14 protein-coding genes and 1 pseudogene are annotated in these 16,237 nt (G+C 50.2%); 3 read left to right on the top strand and 12 right to left on the bottom strand.

Annotation, left to right across the window (positions count from 1 at the left end; all coding sequences use genetic code 11):
* Positions 1 to 9: 9 nt before the first annotated feature.
* Positions 10 to 1,353, top strand: a complete 1,344-nt coding sequence (accC, locus tag CLV60_RS04080) for an acetyl-CoA carboxylase biotin carboxylase subunit (protein WP_106594124.1) — start codon at positions 10 to 12, stop codon at positions 1,351 to 1,353.
* 76 nt (positions 1,354 to 1,429) lie between these two features.
* Here accC and CLV60_RS04075 read toward each other — a convergent pair.
* The 6 genes and pseudogenes from CLV60_RS04075 to CLV60_RS04050 all read right to left on the bottom strand — a co-directional run bounded on the left by CLV60_RS04075 (position 1,430) and on the right by CLV60_RS04050 (position 6,944).
* A pseudogene (locus CLV60_RS04075) lies at positions 1,430 to 1,801 on the bottom strand (DUF5618 family protein).
* Positions 1,802 to 1,825: 24 nt separating this feature from the next.
* Positions 1,826 to 2,254, bottom strand: coding sequence for a helix-turn-helix domain-containing protein (locus CLV60_RS04070; RefSeq protein WP_106594123.1), 429 nt, complete (start codon positions 2,252 to 2,254; stop codon positions 1,826 to 1,828).
* Between the two features lies 1 nt (position 2,255).
* Complete coding sequence (locus tag CLV60_RS04065; protein ID WP_106594122.1) at positions 2,256 to 2,588, bottom strand: type II toxin-antitoxin system HigB family toxin; 333 nt, start codon at positions 2,586 to 2,588, stop codon at positions 2,256 to 2,258.
* Between the two features lie 79 nt (positions 2,589 to 2,667).
* Positions 2,668 to 3,975, bottom strand: coding sequence for a Gfo/Idh/MocA family protein (locus CLV60_RS04060; RefSeq protein ID WP_106594121.1), 1,308 nt, complete (start codon positions 3,973 to 3,975; stop codon positions 2,668 to 2,670).
* A gap of 133 nt (positions 3,976 to 4,108) precedes the next feature.
* Positions 4,109 to 5,431, bottom strand: a complete 1,323-nt coding sequence (locus CLV60_RS04055; protein ID WP_106594120.1) for an Nramp family divalent metal transporter — start codon at positions 5,429 to 5,431, stop codon at positions 4,109 to 4,111.
* Positions 5,432 to 5,483: 52 nt separating this feature from the next.
* A complete protein-coding gene (locus tag CLV60_RS04050) occupies positions 5,484 to 6,944 on the bottom strand; it encodes a nicotinate-nucleotide adenylyltransferase (protein ID WP_106594119.1) in 1,461 nt (486 codons plus the stop codon).
* A gap of 93 nt (positions 6,945 to 7,037) precedes the next feature.
* Here CLV60_RS04050 and CLV60_RS04045 point away from each other — a divergent pair, with 93 nt between their 5' ends.
* Entirely contained in the window at positions 7,038 to 7,436 is a 399-nt protein-coding gene (locus tag CLV60_RS04045) for a gamma-glutamylcyclotransferase family protein (RefSeq protein ID WP_106594118.1), read from the top strand.
* Here CLV60_RS04045 and CLV60_RS04040 read toward each other — a convergent pair.
* A complete protein-coding gene (locus CLV60_RS04040) occupies positions 7,426 to 8,193 on the bottom strand; it encodes a type III pantothenate kinase (RefSeq protein WP_106594117.1) in 768 nt (255 codons plus the stop codon). The genes CLV60_RS04045 and CLV60_RS04040 overlap by 11 nt on opposite strands.
* Positions 8,194 to 8,370: 177 nt before the next feature.
* Between CLV60_RS04040 and lacZ the strand changes: the two genes are divergently transcribed.
* A complete protein-coding gene (gene lacZ, locus CLV60_RS04035; protein ID WP_106594485.1) occupies positions 8,371 to 11,766 on the top strand; it encodes a beta-galactosidase, LacZ type in 3,396 nt (1,131 codons plus the stop codon).
* Between the two features lie 113 nt (positions 11,767 to 11,879).
* Here the strand turns inward: lacZ and CLV60_RS04030 are convergent, their stop codons facing one another.
* From CLV60_RS04030 to CLV60_RS04010, 5 genes are all read right to left on the bottom strand, one after another.
* Positions 11,880 to 12,443: a YceI family protein gene (locus tag CLV60_RS04030; RefSeq protein WP_106594116.1), complete on the bottom strand. Its 564-nt coding sequence runs from the start codon at positions 12,441 to 12,443 to the stop codon at positions 11,880 to 11,882.
* An 8-nt stretch (positions 12,444 to 12,451) separates the two neighbouring features.
* Positions 12,452 to 13,339, bottom strand: a complete 888-nt coding sequence (locus tag CLV60_RS04025) for a DUF5777 family beta-barrel protein (RefSeq protein WP_106594115.1) — start codon at positions 13,337 to 13,339, stop codon at positions 12,452 to 12,454.
* A 12-nt stretch (positions 13,340 to 13,351) separates the two neighbouring features.
* Positions 13,352 to 13,843 carry a QcrA and Rieske domain-containing protein gene (locus tag CLV60_RS04020; protein ID WP_229210813.1) on the bottom strand — a complete coding sequence of 164 codons (492 nt, stop codon included), beginning with the start codon at positions 13,841 to 13,843 and terminating at the stop codon, positions 13,352 to 13,354.
* A 76-nt stretch (positions 13,844 to 13,919) separates the two neighbouring features.
* The gene (locus tag CLV60_RS04015; RefSeq protein ID WP_106594113.1) at positions 13,920 to 15,500 is read right to left on the bottom strand and encodes a hypothetical protein; all 1,581 of its coding nucleotides are present in this window, start codon (positions 15,498 to 15,500) and stop codon (positions 13,920 to 13,922) included.
* Entirely contained in the window at positions 15,481 to 16,050 is a 570-nt protein-coding gene (locus tag CLV60_RS04010) for an RNA polymerase sigma factor (protein WP_106594112.1), read from the bottom strand. Before CLV60_RS04010 ends, CLV60_RS04015 begins: the two co-directional genes overlap by 20 nt.
* Positions 16,051 to 16,237: the final 187 nt, after the last annotated feature.

The following is a 16,237-nucleotide window of genomic DNA, read 5'->3' as shown; positions in this document are numbered from 1 at the left end:
CTGAATTACATGTTTAAAAAGATACTCATTGCTAACCGGGGCGAAATCGCCCTGCGTGTAATCAGGACCTGTCGTGAAATGGGCATTAAGACTGTCGCGGTTTACTCGACAGCCGATCGCGACAGCCTTCACGTACGGTTTGCCGACGAGGCCGTTTGTATCGGTCCTCCGCCCAGCAGGCAATCATACCTGAGCATCCAGAATATCATTTCGGCAGCGGAAGTAACCGGCGCGGACGCGATCCACCCGGGTTACGGATTCTTGTCGGAAAACGCTGAATTCTCGCAGATTTGCGCGGATTATGGCATCAAATTCATCGGAGCCACCGCCGCTCAGATCAACGGTATGGGCGACAAGGCTACCGCAAAAGCGACGATGATCGCGGCCGGAGTACCGGTTGTACCGGGTTCGGAAGGCTTGCTCGAATCATTGGAGCAAGGCAAAGAACTCGCAGAAGGCATCGGTTACCCTGTGATCGTGAAAGCGACAGCAGGTGGCGGCGGACGCGGGATGCGCGTGATCAACAAGCCGGAAGAATTCGAAAAGGCGTGGAACGACGCCCGTACGGAATCTGCAGCTGCATTCGGAAACGATGGTTTGTACCTCGAAAAATTCGTGGAAGAGCCCCGTCACATCGAAATCCAGATCATCGGCGACCAATTCGGTAAAGTTTGCCACCTTTCGGAACGCGACTGCTCGATCCAGCGTCGTCACCAGAAGCTGGTAGAAGAAACACCATCCCCTATTATCACCCCTGAGTTGCGTGAGAAAATGGGTGCTGCGGCCATCAAAGGTGCCCAGGCTATCGGTTACGAAGGTGCCGGTACGATCGAGTTCCTGGTCGACAAGCACGGCGATTTCTACTTCATGGAAATGAACACCCGTATCCAGGTGGAGCACCCGATCACCGAAGAAGTTACTGATTTTGACCTCATTAAGGAGCAAATCAAAGTAGCGGCGGGTGAACCAATCTCCGGTAAGAACTACACGCCAAAGCTTTACGCAATGGAGTGCCGTATCAACGCGGAAGATCCTTCCAACGGATTCCGTCCGGCGGCGGGTAAAATCACCAACCTGCATTTCCCCGGCGGTCACGGCGTACGCATCGACAGCCACGTGTACAGCGGCTACACCGTTCCGCCAAACTACGACTCGATGATCGCGAAACTGATCGTCAGCGGGCAGTCGCGCGAGGAGGTGCTTACCCGTATGAAACGCGCATTGCAGGAATTCGTGATTGAAGGTATTAAAACCACGATCCCTTTCCACATTAAACTGATGGATGATCCTGGATTTAAATCCGGCAATTTCACGACGAAATATCTGGAATCATTTGATTTTACGACGCTCTAAAGAGCCTCGCAATAGATAGCAAACGGCCGGCAGGAATTACCTGTCGGCCGTTTTTTTGTTTCCACTGAATGTAATTCTAAGCAATTAATGCCAGCATTTTCTGCGCAGCTTCCATACCTTGCTTAATCGTTCGCACGGAAGGCGTAGCATGATAATAACCTGCTAAATGCAGCAGGTCGTAAGCCTGGTTCAGTTAAGCCATCAAAGTTTTGTTGTGTTTATTCAACCGGAGACGGTATTCGTCAATGCTGCTGGGCTTTGTGAACTTCGCCCCCTCTTTCTTCCTTAAATATTCATCCGCAATCATCAGTGCAGCATTGTAAGCTGTTCCTGACGCCATTTGCACGTACTTAACGTCTTTGTACACTTGGCCTTCCTTATTTGCCTTCGTACTCAAAATCTCCCGCGCATTGTCGAGATAGCGTGTGATTTCCTGATAGTGATTCATGGATATAGTGGTTTTAATTAATATTCACTGCAAAACAGCTTCTTCCTGCTCTTCCTCCATCATTCTTTCACCCTCCAATCGGTAAGGGCGGTTGAATGCCTCCTGCCGCATCGCAAAACGCGTGGCCAGCTTGCGGATGACATCTTTAGACATTCCCTTTTTGTAGTTAAGAATCTCGGACACGTAACCTTTGCTGACATTCAGCAACTCGGCAATGTCCTTAGCTTTCATCTTATGATCCTTCATGAGTGATTTGAGCAATTCAACAGGATCAAACTCACCTTTGAAAATAGTGTGCGCTGCATCGTAATGTTCGATGAGCACCATTAAGAGCTCAGCTTCGTCCTGATATTTCCCCTCGGACTCTCCTGAATCATCTAGTCTTTCCAACTCGTTACAATATTCGTAGTATTGTTCCCTGGTCTTAATGACCTTATATTTCAGCTCTCCCATGTCAGAATTGATTTATAGAATATTGCAGTCCACGTTTACATAAATGCGTATACTCAGCATGAGTGCCAATCCAGCTCACATATAAGCGCACAAAACTTTTTCCAAATACATATTTACAAATCATGCGGTAATTGTTGCCGCCGATATCAAACACTACCCGGGGACATCCATTGCCGAGAAAATCTACCGTCGGATAATTGACTCGGATATCCTCCGGAGCTTTCCAATTTGCTCCTTTCAATCTATTGCGCCATTCGTCAAACGATGACGCACTTCGAGCATGATCCGCGACAAATCCTGCAATGCTCTCTTTTCTAATCAAATGTACTTTCATACAAGTGTGTGAATATAAGAAAAGTTCTCATAAAGAGAACTTTTCCGTGAACAATTATTAAATCAAATCAATGCCTCGCCTACACCACCTGCGGCAGCGCATAAGGCGAGCGGTATTTCCTCGTCAGCAGCTTGTTAGCTTCGTCATCTCCCACAAATTTCTCCGTCTTGTTGTCGAATGTTAATGCTCGACCGACGCGGTAGGCGATGTTGCCCAAATGCGCGAGACCCGACGATAAATGCGCTGTTTCAACCGGCCCATTAAGCAGCTTTGGATCCTTGGCTACCACCGCGTCAATGAAATTCTTATAGTGATCCCCTCCGGCTTTGCGCGATGGGCCGGCTTTTTTGTCTTTGCCCAGGAAGGTTTCGTAGTAGTCATATCCTTTCACCACCATATAACCTTCCGAACCATAAAAGATGTTACCAATACCTACCCCGCCTTCGTCGTTCGTCATCCATGGCCGTACTTCAAACTCGATAATCTTCTTTTCTTTGGTATACACAAATGAAGAGCTCAGTACTTCGGGCGTTTCTTTGGCGTCGTTCCAGAGGAATTTGCCGCCGGAGGACGTGATCTTGTCCGGGAATGATTCCACGCCGAGGCCCCACATGCACATGTCGGTTTCGTGGATACCCTGGTTACCGATGTCGCCATTGCCGTAGTTCCAATGCCAGTGCCAGTCGTAATGCACGTAGTTGCGGGAGAATGGCTTCATTTCCGCGGGGCCTGTCCAAAGGTCGTAATTGAGACCTGCGGGAATTGGCTCGGTACCTTTATCGCCAATGTCCGGGCGCCATTTGTATACCAGACCGCGGGCCATATAGACGTTTCCAATCAACCCGTCGCGGAGGTGTTTCACCGCTTCCTTCAATGCTTCCGAACTGCGAAGCTGGACCCCATGCTGCACTACTCTTTTATATTTGTGAGCCGCTTCGACCAGCTTGCGGCCTTCGTGGAGGTTATGGCAGCCAGGCTTCTCGACATACACGTCCTTTCCAGCCTGGCAAGCCCAGATTGCCGCCAATGCGTGCCAGTGATTTGGTGTGGCGATACTCACAGCGTCGATGGTTTTGTCATCAAAAACTTTGCGGAGATCGTTTTCAGTTTTGACCTTCTTGCCGGTCTTTTGCTCGAATTCCTGTGCCCGCTTTTGCAAAATGTTGTTATCGGGATCACAGAGCGTGGCTACTTCCACATTGCTCAGGGCATTAAAACCCGAAATATGGCTCTGCCCACGCCCGTTAACGCCCAGCACCGCTACGCGTACGCGGTCGTTCGCGCCAAATGCACTCGCAGGAATAATGGCCGGAATGGAAAGTGCAACCGCGGCGCCTGTTGTGTTTTTGATAAAGTTTCTTCTCGATACTTCGTTTGGTTTGTCCATATGAAAGAATTTAGGATTTCGAAAGAATGTATTTTACCTGACCGGCAATCAGTTAGACGAAATTCAGAAGTAACTCCCTTATTCGTTCGCTATCAAAAAGTACTACTCATTTGAAATTAAGTACTATTCTCTCCTAAATAATTTGAACAATACCATACCCGCTTACAAACAGGATCGAAAGCACACTAATCCAGAAAAATACATCGTACATCGTCGAGGGTTTCAATGCGATCGGCAAGTTGCGATAACGAAATACGAGCGAGACATATACGACAAGCAGTAACAGTACGGAAGTCGCGATGCCTCCGAGTATTACCATTCTCACCGGCGCCTGGAAAAACAGGAACAACAAACACCAGGCAATAGGCAGTACCCAGGACATAATGCCGATACTCCGCTTTTGCTCCTGCTCCGAGCCGAACTTCATCCAGCCGATCTGTCCGAAAGCATCACTCCAAACCCTCGCCCAACTCGCAGCGGCAGTAAATAATGTGGAATAGAGCACAAAGAATGCACCGATCAGAAATATGTTCTTCGCCCAGGGACCGAGCGTTTCCGTGAAAATGCGGGATAGGGTATCGACCATCTGGTAACCCTCCGGTACAGCACCGCCCGTGTGCAGTACCGCAGCGCCCAGGAGATAAAACGCGGCCGTTACAATGGTATAGACCACCATCGACAATACGGCATCAAGGTACATGACCTGAAACCAGCCTTTGGCACGCTCAGACCATTCTTTTGTGCCGTCGTTCGGGCCGGTGTAAGCGGCGTAGCCTTTTTCGATACACCAGTAATTGTAATACATAATTTCATCTCCCCCGACGCCTGTAATGCCAAATGCCCCGAACGCCGTCGCGACCAGCGCGGTAGGCAGCGAAAACTGTAACCCGCTTTCAAACTGCGGCCAGGTGATGGCATATTGAGTCCATTGAAGCGAAATGACGGATATGAGGATGATGGCCGTAAAGAGAATGATCATCACAAGTGAGCCTTTTTCAACCGCGCCATAATTGCCCTTATAAACCCAGAAAGAAGTGATCAGCACTGAAATGATCGCCCAAAAATTGACGGAAATGAGCGGGAATGCCATATGCAGCACGATAGCGACACCTCCGACAATGCCACCCACTTGCAACAGTTTCAACCCCTGCAAAGAAAGCCACAGCCAAATGCTCCAATGCGCCTTGCCGAGCCTTAGCCCCGGCAGATTGTTGAAGTTGTGCATAATGAATGTGCCGGTGTAAATAGCGTTCTTACCAAATTCCAGCTGCAATGCGACTTTGACAAGGCAGCTCAGAATAATGAGCCAGAACATGACGAAGCCGGCTTTGGCGCCTAATGCGGTGGTAGCAATGAGTTCGCCCGAACCTACGATAGCAGCCGAAAGAATGAAACCGGGCCCGAGATATTTGAGCCTGCCCACGAATGTGGTAGGCGGGGATAAAATTTTGGACATAAACGAGAATTTATGTCCAAAAGCTAAGATCAATCAATATTTAATGCCGTTCCTACAAATTCCCCACAGCCTGGTGAATCTGCTTCACGGTATCCACATAATTATTCTCACTAGGCAAGCCGAAAAGCGACTTCTCCTTGATCATCTGGGCAACATTCTCCGGCACCAGCTTTTCCCACCCCGGCTCACCGCGCTTGATCATTTCAAGTACGAGGTCGGTCGTGATGTGCATGTGCTCGGTATTGTAGTTTTTAATATCCTCGATCTTGTCATTTACAATCAGATACTGGAACAACGGCCGTAAGTGATCCGGCACGCGGAAGTTCTCACAGCTGTAAACCGAACCATCGGGCTGCAACGTAGGGTAAATGTACAATTTCACCTTTCGGCTGAACAACGTCGCGAAGGACTCCAGAATGCCGCCTTGCAGGAACTGGTAATGCTTTTCTTCGAAAATATCCTGCAAATTCGGGCTACCGAGCAACAAACCGGATTTCAGTTTCGTCAATCGCGACAAGTACGCCACCAACCGGTAATATTCATGGTGGTTGGAAATCATTACCATATGCCCCAGCGAGCAGAGAATATCCACGCGGTCGAGGAAGTCCTTTTCGTCGATATCGCGGTCCCCGGCTTTCAGGTTGTGCAATGTGAGCTCTGAAATGAGCACCACTTTCGACTCATCCACATCTTCTTCGGCGAGGAACTGCCGCTGACCATTGCTGATCAGGTCGATATGCACATTCGTGATCGGGCGCAAGCGGCCGCGCATCATGAGGATGTGCTTTTTGTACAATGCCTCGGAAGGCTGCAAAACACCGCCGTCGCTGCCGAACAATGCCGCATCCGTAAAACCATTCTTCACCAGCCGCAGGCTCATGAGGCGGTTATCCACTTTGGCAAAATCAGGGCCGCTGAAACGCACCATATCGATCTCTATCCGGTCGATCGTCAGATCGTCCATCAGCGACATGAGCAATATTTCAGGCGACTTGTAATAGTAGTAGCAACCGTAAATCAGGTTTACACCGATGATCCCGAGCGCCTGCTGTTGCAGGATATTCTCATCATCGCGCATCCGCACGTGGATCACGACGTAGTTCGTGGGGCCCATGGGCGTGAGCTGGAATTGAAGACCGATCCAGCCGTGTGATTCGTTTGTTTTTTGAAAATTGAGGGCTACAACTGTGTTTGCGAAGGCAAAAAAGGTGCTGTCGACACCGCGTTTTTCCGAGAGCCGCTTTTCTACGAGGTTGTACTCGCGGTTGAGCATTTTCATCAGTCGGGATTCTACCACGTATCGTCCGCCCTCCTCTGTCCCGTATATCGCGTCGCTGAACGTCATGTCGTAGGCCGACATCGTCTTAGCGATGGTTCCGGATGCGCCGCCGGCTTTGAAAAAGTAAGCCGCCGTTTCCTGACCCGCCCCGATTTCCGCAAACGATCCGTAGATCCGGCGGTCGAGGTTGATCCTTAGTGCTTTTTGTTTTGTACCAAGATTCTTTTCGTACATAACGGTATATTAGTATAATGAAGAAGCTTACATGTAAATATAAGAAAAATACAGTTCTGCATTAAGCGGAATTTCTGATCTTCTGCCAGCAGAATGGAAAAGTTATATAATTTATTCACTTACGGCACTTTGATGCAGGCTTTTGACAACCCCTATGCACGGAAGCTCCGGTTGTCTTCAAACTATATAGGAAAAGGGTATTTCAATGGAAAATTGTTCCGCGTAGAGTGGTACCCGGGCGCGTTGTACGAGCCCGATGCGCCTACGCCCGTGCACGGGGAGATTTATCAGTTACATTCCCTCGAAATACTCAAAGAACTGGATGAATATGAGGATGTTATGGAAGATGAGTCGGCCAGTTTGTATCTTAGAAAAGTCGTTCCTGTCAGGGATAGTCAGGAGGTGGTCAGGGATTGTTGGGTGTATTTATATAACCAGCCGGTTTCCGATTTGCCTTTAATTGAAGAAGGATATTTCAAAACTAAGCCCTGAGACTTTCGCCGATAATGCGCAGGCCGTCCAATGTTAACTTTCTGTCGATTTCGATGAACTCGTCGCGCAGCGTATCAATGATAGACGACAAGCCTCCCGTCGCTACGGCAATGCATTCGCCTCCAAGCTCTGCGCGTATGCGCCCCAAAAGCGATTTGACCAGCCCTTCATAACCCAGCAGAATACCCGCCTGAATAGCTTCCACGGTATTCTTCCCGATGGCCGATGGCGGCAGTTGAAGCGGCACTTCTGGTAATTGTGCCGTGTTGGCAAACAAGGCTTTTACAGCGGTGACCAGACCCGGTAATATGGCTACGCCGAGAATCTTGCTGTCTTTGGAAACAGTCGTGAATGTCAATGCAGTGCCAAAATCGACCACCACACAATTTTCCTTATATCGTGTCGATACTGCTACCGCATTGGCGATCAGGTCCGCGCCGATTTCATGCGGATGATCGATTTCGATAGACAATGCAGGATAAATCTCCGGCCCGACCACGATCACACCGTCGCCGAACAGCGAGCGGAGCATTCTCAGTATCACGGGCGTCAATGCAGGCACGACGCTGCTCAGTACCACCGTTTCCACATCCCCAAACCACAACCCGGCTTCCAGGAAATGCAGCCGGAGCTTCGACTCGTAATGCGCTTCGTTTTCCTGCACCAACGAGCGCATCCGCCAGATGTGCTCCCAGTTACCGGAATCATGAAGCCCGAAAACAGTGTCGGTATTGCCAAGGTCGACGGCTAACAGCATAACAGAGAATTTACATGTAGAGGCAAAATAAAGGCATTCTTCAAATAAAACTTCATGGTACCCCGGTTTTGCGTCCGTTTCTTTTTGATTATACCTAATTTTAACCTCCGAAATAAAAACGCGTGCTCGCCCTGCATTCAAACAAAGCACCGCACCAATATCACCACAGAAAGTAATATGCAATTCTCTACCCGTTGCGGATTTCCGGTACTACTTTTTTTAATACAAATTCTGAACCACACGGTTCACGCCCAGGCCATTCCCGAATGGCAGGACCCGCAGGTGATCAGCATCAATACAGAAAAGCCCCGCGCCGATTTCTTCCCATATGCGACGGAAAAAGCCGCGTTGGCCATGGACAAAAAAGGGCCTTTCGTACAGTCGCTGAATGGTACCTGGAAATTCAAATGGGCGCAGCATCCTTCGAAAGCGCAACTGAATTTCTATGATCCCAAAATCGCCGATGCGGGCTGGGACAATATCCCCGTACCGTCCAACTGGCAGGTCGTAGGTGCGCGCGAGGGCCGCAAATACGACCGCCCGATTTTCAGCAATATCAAACACCCGTTCAAAGCCACACCGCCCCGCATTACCGCCGATACCAATGCCGTGGGGATGTACCGCACAACTTTCACAGTTTCGCAGGATTTGAAGGACAAACAGGTATTCCTGCATTTCGGAGGCGTGCAATCGGCCTGCTATGTATGGCTGAACGGCGTCGCGATCGGGTATCACGAGGATGGCATGACCCCGTTCGAATTCGATGTGACGGAGGATGTGAAGGCCGGAGTAAACAACCTCGCGGTGGAAGTGATCAACTGGTCGGACGGCAGCTATCTCGAAGACCAGGACTACTGGCGGCTTTCGGGCATTTTCCGCGATGTGGACCTGCTGCTTCTGCCCAAAGTCGTATTAACCGATTATTCTGTAAGAACAATCCTGGATGCCAACCACGAGCATGCCACGCTGAAACTGAGCGCATATGTAAAAAATTACGGCGAACAGCCCATTCACGCGCACCAGGTGCTTTTCACATTATATGATGCCTCGAAAGCGGTAGTAACTACCCCGGTGAGCCAGATGGTGGGCACGCTTGAAATGGGTAAAGAAGGGGCCATACGCGCCGAAATGCCCGTGCCTAACCCTGCCAAATGGAGCGCAGAAACGCCGAACCTGTACACGTTGACGGTTCAACTGATGAACTCCGACGGCAAAGTCCTCGAAGCGACGAGCCAGCGTGTTGGGTTCAGGGATGTGAAAATCAAAGGCGGGCAGCTGTTGGTGAATGGCAAAGCGGTAACGATCAAAGGCGTAAATCGCCACGAATTCGATCCCGAAACTGGCCGGGTGATCAGCCGCGAGTCGATGATCAGGGACATTACGCTCATGAAACAGCATAATATCAATGCTGTGAGAACCTCGCATTACCCCAATGCTTCCGAATGGTACGACCTCTGCGACCAGTATGGCTTGTACGTGATGGACGAAGCGAATATCGAAAGCCACGAGCTGTGGAGCAAAAACATTATCCTGGCCGACAATCCACAATGGCGCGCTGCATTCCTCGCGCGAGGCAATGCGATGGTCGAAAGGGACAAAAACCACCCGTCGGTGATCATCTGGTCGCTCGGGAATGAATCGGGAATGGGCCAGAATTTCGTGGATATGGGTGATTTTATCAAGCTCGCCGACCCTACCCGGCCTGTTCATTACGAAGGCCGGAAGGATTACAAACCAACGACGCTGAGCAGTTTCGACATTGTTTCAGTGATGTACCCGTCCACACAGGATATGACGGAACTGGTCAAAAAGGACAAGACCCGCCCGCTCATCGTATGCGAGTACGCGCACGGGATGGGCAACAGCATTGGTAACCTGAAAGACTACTGGGACCTGATCGAAAAATATCCGACCATGCAGGGCGGCTTCATTTGGGATTGGGTTGACCAGGGCTTAAAACTGAAACGTGCTGACGGCACAGAGTACTGGGATTATTTCAACTACATCGACGGCGCCAATGCCGGCGACGGTCTCGTGAACCCCGACCGCACGCCCCAGCCCGAGCTAAGCGAGGTGAAGAAGGTGTATCAATACATCAAATTCGAAATGCCGGACACCCTGAAAGCCGGTGCAAAGAATATCACATTGCATAATGCCTATGACTTTCAGTCGCTGCACGGCTACGAGCTCGTGTGGTCGCTCATGGAAAATGGTAAACCCGTGGGCAAAGGCGGAAGCATTGCTAATCTGGCCGCTTTGCCACGGCAGAAACAGCAGATTACCATTCCTTATGAGCTTCCTGCTTCGGCAAAACCCAATGCCGAGTATTTTCTCAATCTCAGCATAAGATTAAAAGAAGCTACGCGCTGGGCGCCCAAAGGCCATGAAGTTGCCTGGCATCAGGTACCGGTAGTGAAACCGGCCGCTCCGCGCCCCAACCTGAGCTTGTACGGCGAGCGCCCGCTCCGAATTGCACAGGTAACCGCCGCGCGCGTGCAGATTTCCGGGCAGGATTTCACGGTAGTTTTCGACAAAAACGAGGGCCGGATGATTTCTTTCAAAAACAAAAAGGAAGAAATGCTCGACAGCGGCCCATATGCCAATTTCTGGCGCGTGCCGACCGATAACGACGAAGGCGGCGCTGCGAAAAGCTATGCCACCCAATGGCGTAATTTCGGCCTCGATACGCTGGAACGCGTGTCTTCGGAAATGAAAACCCAGCGATTGACCGCCCAGATCTACAAGGTGACGCTCAACCAGACCTTAAAGCAATCCAAAGGCGAAGTGGATGTGCAATCGGTGTATATGGTTTATGCCTCGGGGGATATTCATGTACAAAACACATATACCCCGCGGGGAGAATGGCCACCGCTTGCCAAAGTAGGAATGCAGCTGAAAATGCCCGCCACATTCAGCAAAACACAATGGTACGGCAACGGCCCGCACGAGACTTATGCCGATCGCAAAACGAGTGGAAGAATAGGCATTTATGCCGGTACTGTGGCTGAGCAGCATTTTCCATACATCACGCCGCAGGAAAACGGCAATAAAACCGGCGTCCGCTGGGCTACGGTAACCAATGCGGAAGGAGCAGGATTGCTGGTGCTGAGCGACACCGCATTCAATTTCAACGTCCATGATTATACGGACAAAGATCTTCTCGCTGCCAAACGCCACGCCGCCGTGTTGAGCCGTAGTACTGCAACCGTCGTCAACATCGACCACGCGCAAATGGGACTTGGCGGCGACGACAGTTGGTCCCCACGCGTACACGACGCATATCTGCTACCCGCGAAAGCCTATTCCTACTCATTCAGGCTGAGGCCGATCGAAAACACGTCCAACATCGAGCAAATTGCAGCCGTGCGCTTGCCATATGTGGATCAGAAAGAAACCAATGAAACCGTAGCCATCACTGAAACAGCTGCTCCTACCGAAGAAGCGGTAAGCGAAGACGAGGAAGAAGAAGAGGCTGTGGCAACACCTACGCGCAGAACGACCGTCAAAAAAGCGCCTGTGCGGAAAAAGCCGGTACGAAAAAGAAAACCTGCCCGGCGGCGTCGCAGAAGATAAATGAAAAAGACTTGGCAAGTTCAAGAAAGGCTTACCAAGTCTGTAACACCCCACAGTTTTAATAAAGACCTACGTTCCGGCGTTCCGGCGTTCCGGCGGAACGTAGGTCTTTATCATTTTTTATAAGGAGCTAATGCATATTGCGCCTTCACCTTGATGATCTGCGCGATTTTCACGAAAACCACCTTCGGCACTTCGATATTGTGATCCACCAGCGCTACCTCGAAATCGGAACTGATCGTGATCTTACCTCCCGCAATCTTCATCTTCCCTTTGATCGTCCGCTCCTTGGTAACGCCGTGAACCGTGAATTTGCCGGTCGCCGACACATCGTAGTCGCCGTCCTTGGTATAATCCGGCGCCTTATCGACCTTGCCCGAGAACGTGGCCGTCGGGTATTTCACCGATTCAATGTAGTTTTCATTAAAATGCTCCTGCATCAGCTTATTGGGGAAGGAAAAGTCCCGCATGTTCATCCGGATCGCGATCTCGTTGTTAGCCGTGTTCAGGATCACCTGCGATTTTTTATTCTCCGCTTCAATATTCTCCAAAGGTGTCGACGCCGAGAACTGCGTATTGCCGCCCGAAGTGGCAAACATTTGGGCAAATGCAGTTCCGGAAAGCAAAGCGGTACTGAACATGGCCAGGCAGGCCACGCGATAAAAATGCGGTTTCATAGTCTGGATCAGTTTGGCTGCTTCTTGTTCTTCTTGTCAAAGCTGAATGTACGGGAAATGTTGAACCCGTAATGGATATCCCCTTTGCCCCAGCTGCCGGTGGTTTCACCGATAAACTGTTTCTCGATCATGCCGAGGGAATTGGTAAAGTGCAGTTGGAAAACGTGCCCGCCGGTCTCGATATCGACGCCGAACGACATCGAGTCGTGGTAAGGAGCAGTAACCGTGTTCTTTTCGCGGGCGGTGTAAAAGTATTCACCGTTGAGCGAAACACGTTTCGAGAGCTTGAAACGACCGCCGATACCCACCGCAAAGAGTACTTTTTCATCTCCCGTCACGTCCGGCATGGTGCGGTACAAATAGGTGGGCGACAGTTGAAGCGACAAGCGTTCCCCAAACTTCCGTGCTACGAGTACCTGCGCGGTGTAATACAGTTTGTCCTGAAAATCACGCTCCTTATCCACCGTAGCCACGCCCGTTCCACCAAACAATGTCACCGAAACCGGGATATTGCGCGCGCCGGTGCTTTGTTTCAGTAATTTATATTTACCAAAAAAATCATACACCTTCTGCGACGTGCTGCGGCCCACTCCGATCATCAGATCGTCCGTCAATCCGTATTCGAATCCCAGCCGCATCGTAGCCTGGTCGAGGCCGAAGAACTGGTAGGCGCCCGAGTTCAGCTTCCCGAAACGGTGCGAAATGCGGAAATCAAGGTGCTTCTTTTTCATCGTTTCCACCGACTGTCCATTCACTACGCGGGTCGATTTGAAAGTGGCGGTAACCGGTACGGTTTGCGCGCTGTCCTGTTTCGACAACTCGTTCAGCAAGTAGTCCTGTGCATATAATACTGTTGATGAACACATCAACATCACGAATAGGCGGAGTACTTTCATGACTGGTTGAGATTAAGCTTTCACGGTCAAAGTGTTTCCGTCCGAAGAAACGGTCACATTATACGTTTTAAGCGCAGTTGTGGCAGGACCATTGGTTACTGCACCGGCCGTGGTGAATGTGGAACCGTGTGTTTGGCAGAAAACATCGTTGGAGGTCGATCTGTATCGGACTTCATTTCCTTCATGCGTACAGATTCTGGTCAAAGCTACATAGCTGCCGGCAGTCGTTTTCGCCACGAGTACATCGCCCGTAATGATGGACTCTCCGTTGGTTTTCAGCTTGGAAACGGCCGAATTGGTCAAATCAACCGTGAAATTGATCGCTGTGCCGGTGGTTGTACCCGATATTCCGGAGCCTGAACCAGTGCCCGGATTCGGATCCGGATCTGGATTCGGATCATCGTCTTTCGATCCGCAAGCGGTCATAGTGGTGCCGAGGCAATAGAATGCCATTAACGTTGAGGTGCTGAGCCCGAGGCTTCTCAGGAACTCGCCTCTTTTCATGTTTCCTTGGTCAATTGAGTTCATAATGAATAAATTAATTAGAAGATAGAATGCAATGATAATGTGGGCATAGTGCTCACTTGAAAACAGGGGTGTAGCGCACCGATAGCCAGAGGCCGGTAGTAATAAGATTCACTTTTCCGTAACCCACGCGTTTGAGCGGCATCCGTATTGACGGCTCTGCGAGGAGGGAGAGTTTACGGGAAATTCTGTATTCGTAGCCCGCTGAGACATTGGCGTGACTTAGCCAGTACCAGCCGGTTTTGCCATTCCAGCCCGGCCACTTTTCCGCACTGGGATCATTCGGGTCGATATAATAGTATTTATATTTTTCACCGTTCATATGGTAGGACGAGAAGCCGCCTGTTGCAAACCAGCGAGAACGTTCTCCAGATGCTATATCATATCTCACATTCAGCGGTATTTCCAGCACTTTACACACGCCGTCTATTCCACTCAATGCCAACGGGGGGTAATACTTGTGCTTGGGCAATTGGTATGCCTCCGCCGATGCAGAGTAATCTTTCCTGCTCCAAACCGCCCCACTTTGTAAATACAATCTTGGTAAAACTGAATACTCTACCAATAGCGACACAGACGTACCGGGTTTTGAAAAATCCTTCAACCCCACCGTGCTCAAATCCGGTGAATAGCCAAACCTGACAGCCATCAAAGGCTGATCATCTGCAGACATGGAGGATTCCCTGGGCGCAGGCTCTGCCATGATCTCCTGCTCGGGCGCGGAAATCCCGGGCAATGACAGCACACTCCATTTCAATGTTTTACTATCCAGTGCAGATGCAGAGATTAATGCACGGCCCGACTCACCGGCTTTTATCAAAGGCTCACCTTCCGATCCCGTCAGCGCTTTTGAACCAGCATTGCCATCCTGCCGACTGGCTGCTTGCGGCAAGGACGTCTCCCTGCCTTCCGTATTCGCATTGTTTTTCAAAGAAAGAGCCCCGTCGCCTCCTTCCACTTTTGAGCGGTTAGGCTCTAAGAACACTCCGCCTGCCTTAGATTGGCTCCGGGGCAATGGTTTTCTGCCGTTACTCGCGGCATTATTCAATTCTGATTTCGAGGAAGATTTACCAGCCTCTTTTTCACTGGTTTTCAGTTTGTCACCAATAGCTATTTTGCCGTTCCGAACAGCCTCATTTCTTTTAGCAACCAATTCGTTTGTATTATCCACAGCAGGATTTCCTTTATCCACACTCGCAGCCGATTTTACGGCTTCTTCTCCTGAACCACCCGGCTTCCCAACCTTTTCCAACGAACTGCCCGACTCATTGACAATACCTGACTCTCTGACCACACCTGACTCGTCGCCAGCAGCCTTCACGCCTCCATCCTCCACTACCCCTCTCTCACTTCCTCCATCCTCCGTTTCAAGACCTTTCAAAGCAATTCCCTTTCCTCCATCCTCCTTTCCTCCCTTCTCCCCTTCGAGAGAATAAAGCGCAATCCCCACGGGTATCAGCAGCGCCAGTACGCCCAGCGGCCACCATTTCCGCCACCATCCGGCCGGAGTTTTCCCGTCCTGCTTATCGAGTAACTTCCGCAGGTCATTCCAATCGTCGGGTTCGTATGTCGGATCAAGCTCTTCTGATGACTTTCTGAAGAGCTTGTCCAGTTCGTCATCTGGCAACTCTATCATAGTCGTCAATATTAATCTTGGATAACATTTCTCTCAACTTTTCCCTTGCACGCGACAAATTGGATTTTGACGCCCCAACCGAAATACTCAGTTGTTCTGCAATTTCTTCGTGTGTGTAGCCATCGATAACCGACAAGCTGAATACCAGCCGGTATGCCGGTGTCAGACGCTGGATCAGTCCGACCAGCTCTTCGTGTGAAAGCTTGCTGATAACCGTTTCGTCAACGGACACCTGCTCCGCGACTTCCACGTCGTCAAAAACATCTCTGCGAACTTCCTGTCTGTAATGATCGAGGGCTGTATTAATCATGATTCTGCTCAACCAGGTTTTGAATGGTCGGCTTGCATCGAAACTTTCGAGCTTCGTGAAAACCTTCAGGAATCCATCGTTGAGTATTTCTTTCGCCTCTTCCCGGCTGCGTGTATAGCGTAAACAAATGCTCATAGCATAGCCGTAGAACTGCTTGTACAACAGCTCCTGACTGCGGCGGTTTTTCTGTAAACAGCCGTCGAGTAGTTCTTGAAGAACGGCGGAGTTATACTCGGGCATGCTATTTGCTTTTTTAGCCTATACGAGGGAATCCGGCACAGGGTTGCCTGGGGCTGAAAAGTTTTTTACAACATTTTTACACCGGCAAAAAGACACATCGTCCGTTCATTGAAAAATTAGGAATTTTTAAGGACAATCGCACGTAAACTTGGTGGTAATGCCCTGCCGGAAGTAAACCTACCGGGAG

It is taken from the genome of Dyadobacter jiangsuensis, from assembly GCF_003014695.1.
GTDB lineage: Bacteria > Bacteroidota > Bacteroidia > Cytophagales > Spirosomataceae > Dyadobacter > Dyadobacter jiangsuensis.
This window is presented reverse-complemented; position numbering and strand designations above follow the sequence as displayed.

What these genes read in the sequence shown, in the direction of transcription:
- CLV60_RS04010 (WP_106594112.1), bottom strand. Translation starts at nt 16,050, where the DNA reads ATGCCCGAGTATAACTCCGCCGTTCTTCAAGAACTACTCGACGGCTGT.
- CLV60_RS04060 (WP_106594121.1), bottom strand. Translation starts at nt 3,975, where the DNA reads ATGGACAAACCAAACGAAGTATCGAGAAGAAACTTTATCAAAAACACA.
- CLV60_RS04070 (WP_106594123.1), bottom strand. Translation starts at nt 2,254, where the DNA reads ATGGGAGAGCTGAAATATAAGGTCATTAAGACCAGGGAACAATACTAC.
- CLV60_RS04030 (WP_106594116.1), bottom strand. Translation starts at nt 12,443, where the DNA reads ATGAAACCGCATTTTTATCGCGTGGCCTGCCTGGCCATGTTCAGTACC.
- CLV60_RS04050 (WP_106594119.1), bottom strand. Translation starts at nt 6,944, where the DNA reads ATGTACGAAAAGAATCTTGGTACAAAACAAAAAGCACTAAGGATCAAC.
- CLV60_RS04045 (WP_106594118.1), top strand. Translation starts at nt 7,038, where the DNA reads ATGGAAAAGTTATATAATTTATTCACTTACGGCACTTTGATGCAGGCT.
- CLV60_RS04055 (WP_106594120.1), bottom strand. Translation starts at nt 5,431, where the DNA reads ATGTCCAAAATTTTATCCCCGCCTACCACATTCGTGGGCAGGCTCAAA.
- CLV60_RS04015 (WP_106594113.1), bottom strand. Translation starts at nt 15,500, where the DNA reads ATGATAGAGTTGCCAGATGACGAACTGGACAAGCTCTTCAGAAAGTCA.
- CLV60_RS04020 (WP_229210813.1), bottom strand. Translation starts at nt 13,843, where the DNA reads ATGAAAAGAGGCGAGTTCCTGAGAAGCCTCGGGCTCAGCACCTCAACG.
- CLV60_RS04025 (WP_106594115.1), bottom strand. Translation starts at nt 13,339, where the DNA reads ATGAAAGTACTCCGCCTATTCGTGATGTTGATGTGTTCATCAACAGTA.
- CLV60_RS04065 (WP_106594122.1), bottom strand. Translation starts at nt 2,588, where the DNA reads ATGAAAGTACATTTGATTAGAAAAGAGAGCATTGCAGGATTTGTCGCG.
- accC (WP_106594124.1), top strand. Translation starts at nt 10, where the DNA reads ATGTTTAAAAAGATACTCATTGCTAACCGGGGCGAAATCGCCCTGCGT.
- CLV60_RS04040 (WP_106594117.1), bottom strand. Translation starts at nt 8,193, where the DNA reads ATGCTGTTAGCCGTCGACCTTGGCAATACCGACACTGTTTTCGGGCTT.
- lacZ (WP_106594485.1), top strand. Translation starts at nt 8,371, where the DNA reads ATGCAATTCTCTACCCGTTGCGGATTTCCGGTACTACTTTTTTTAATA.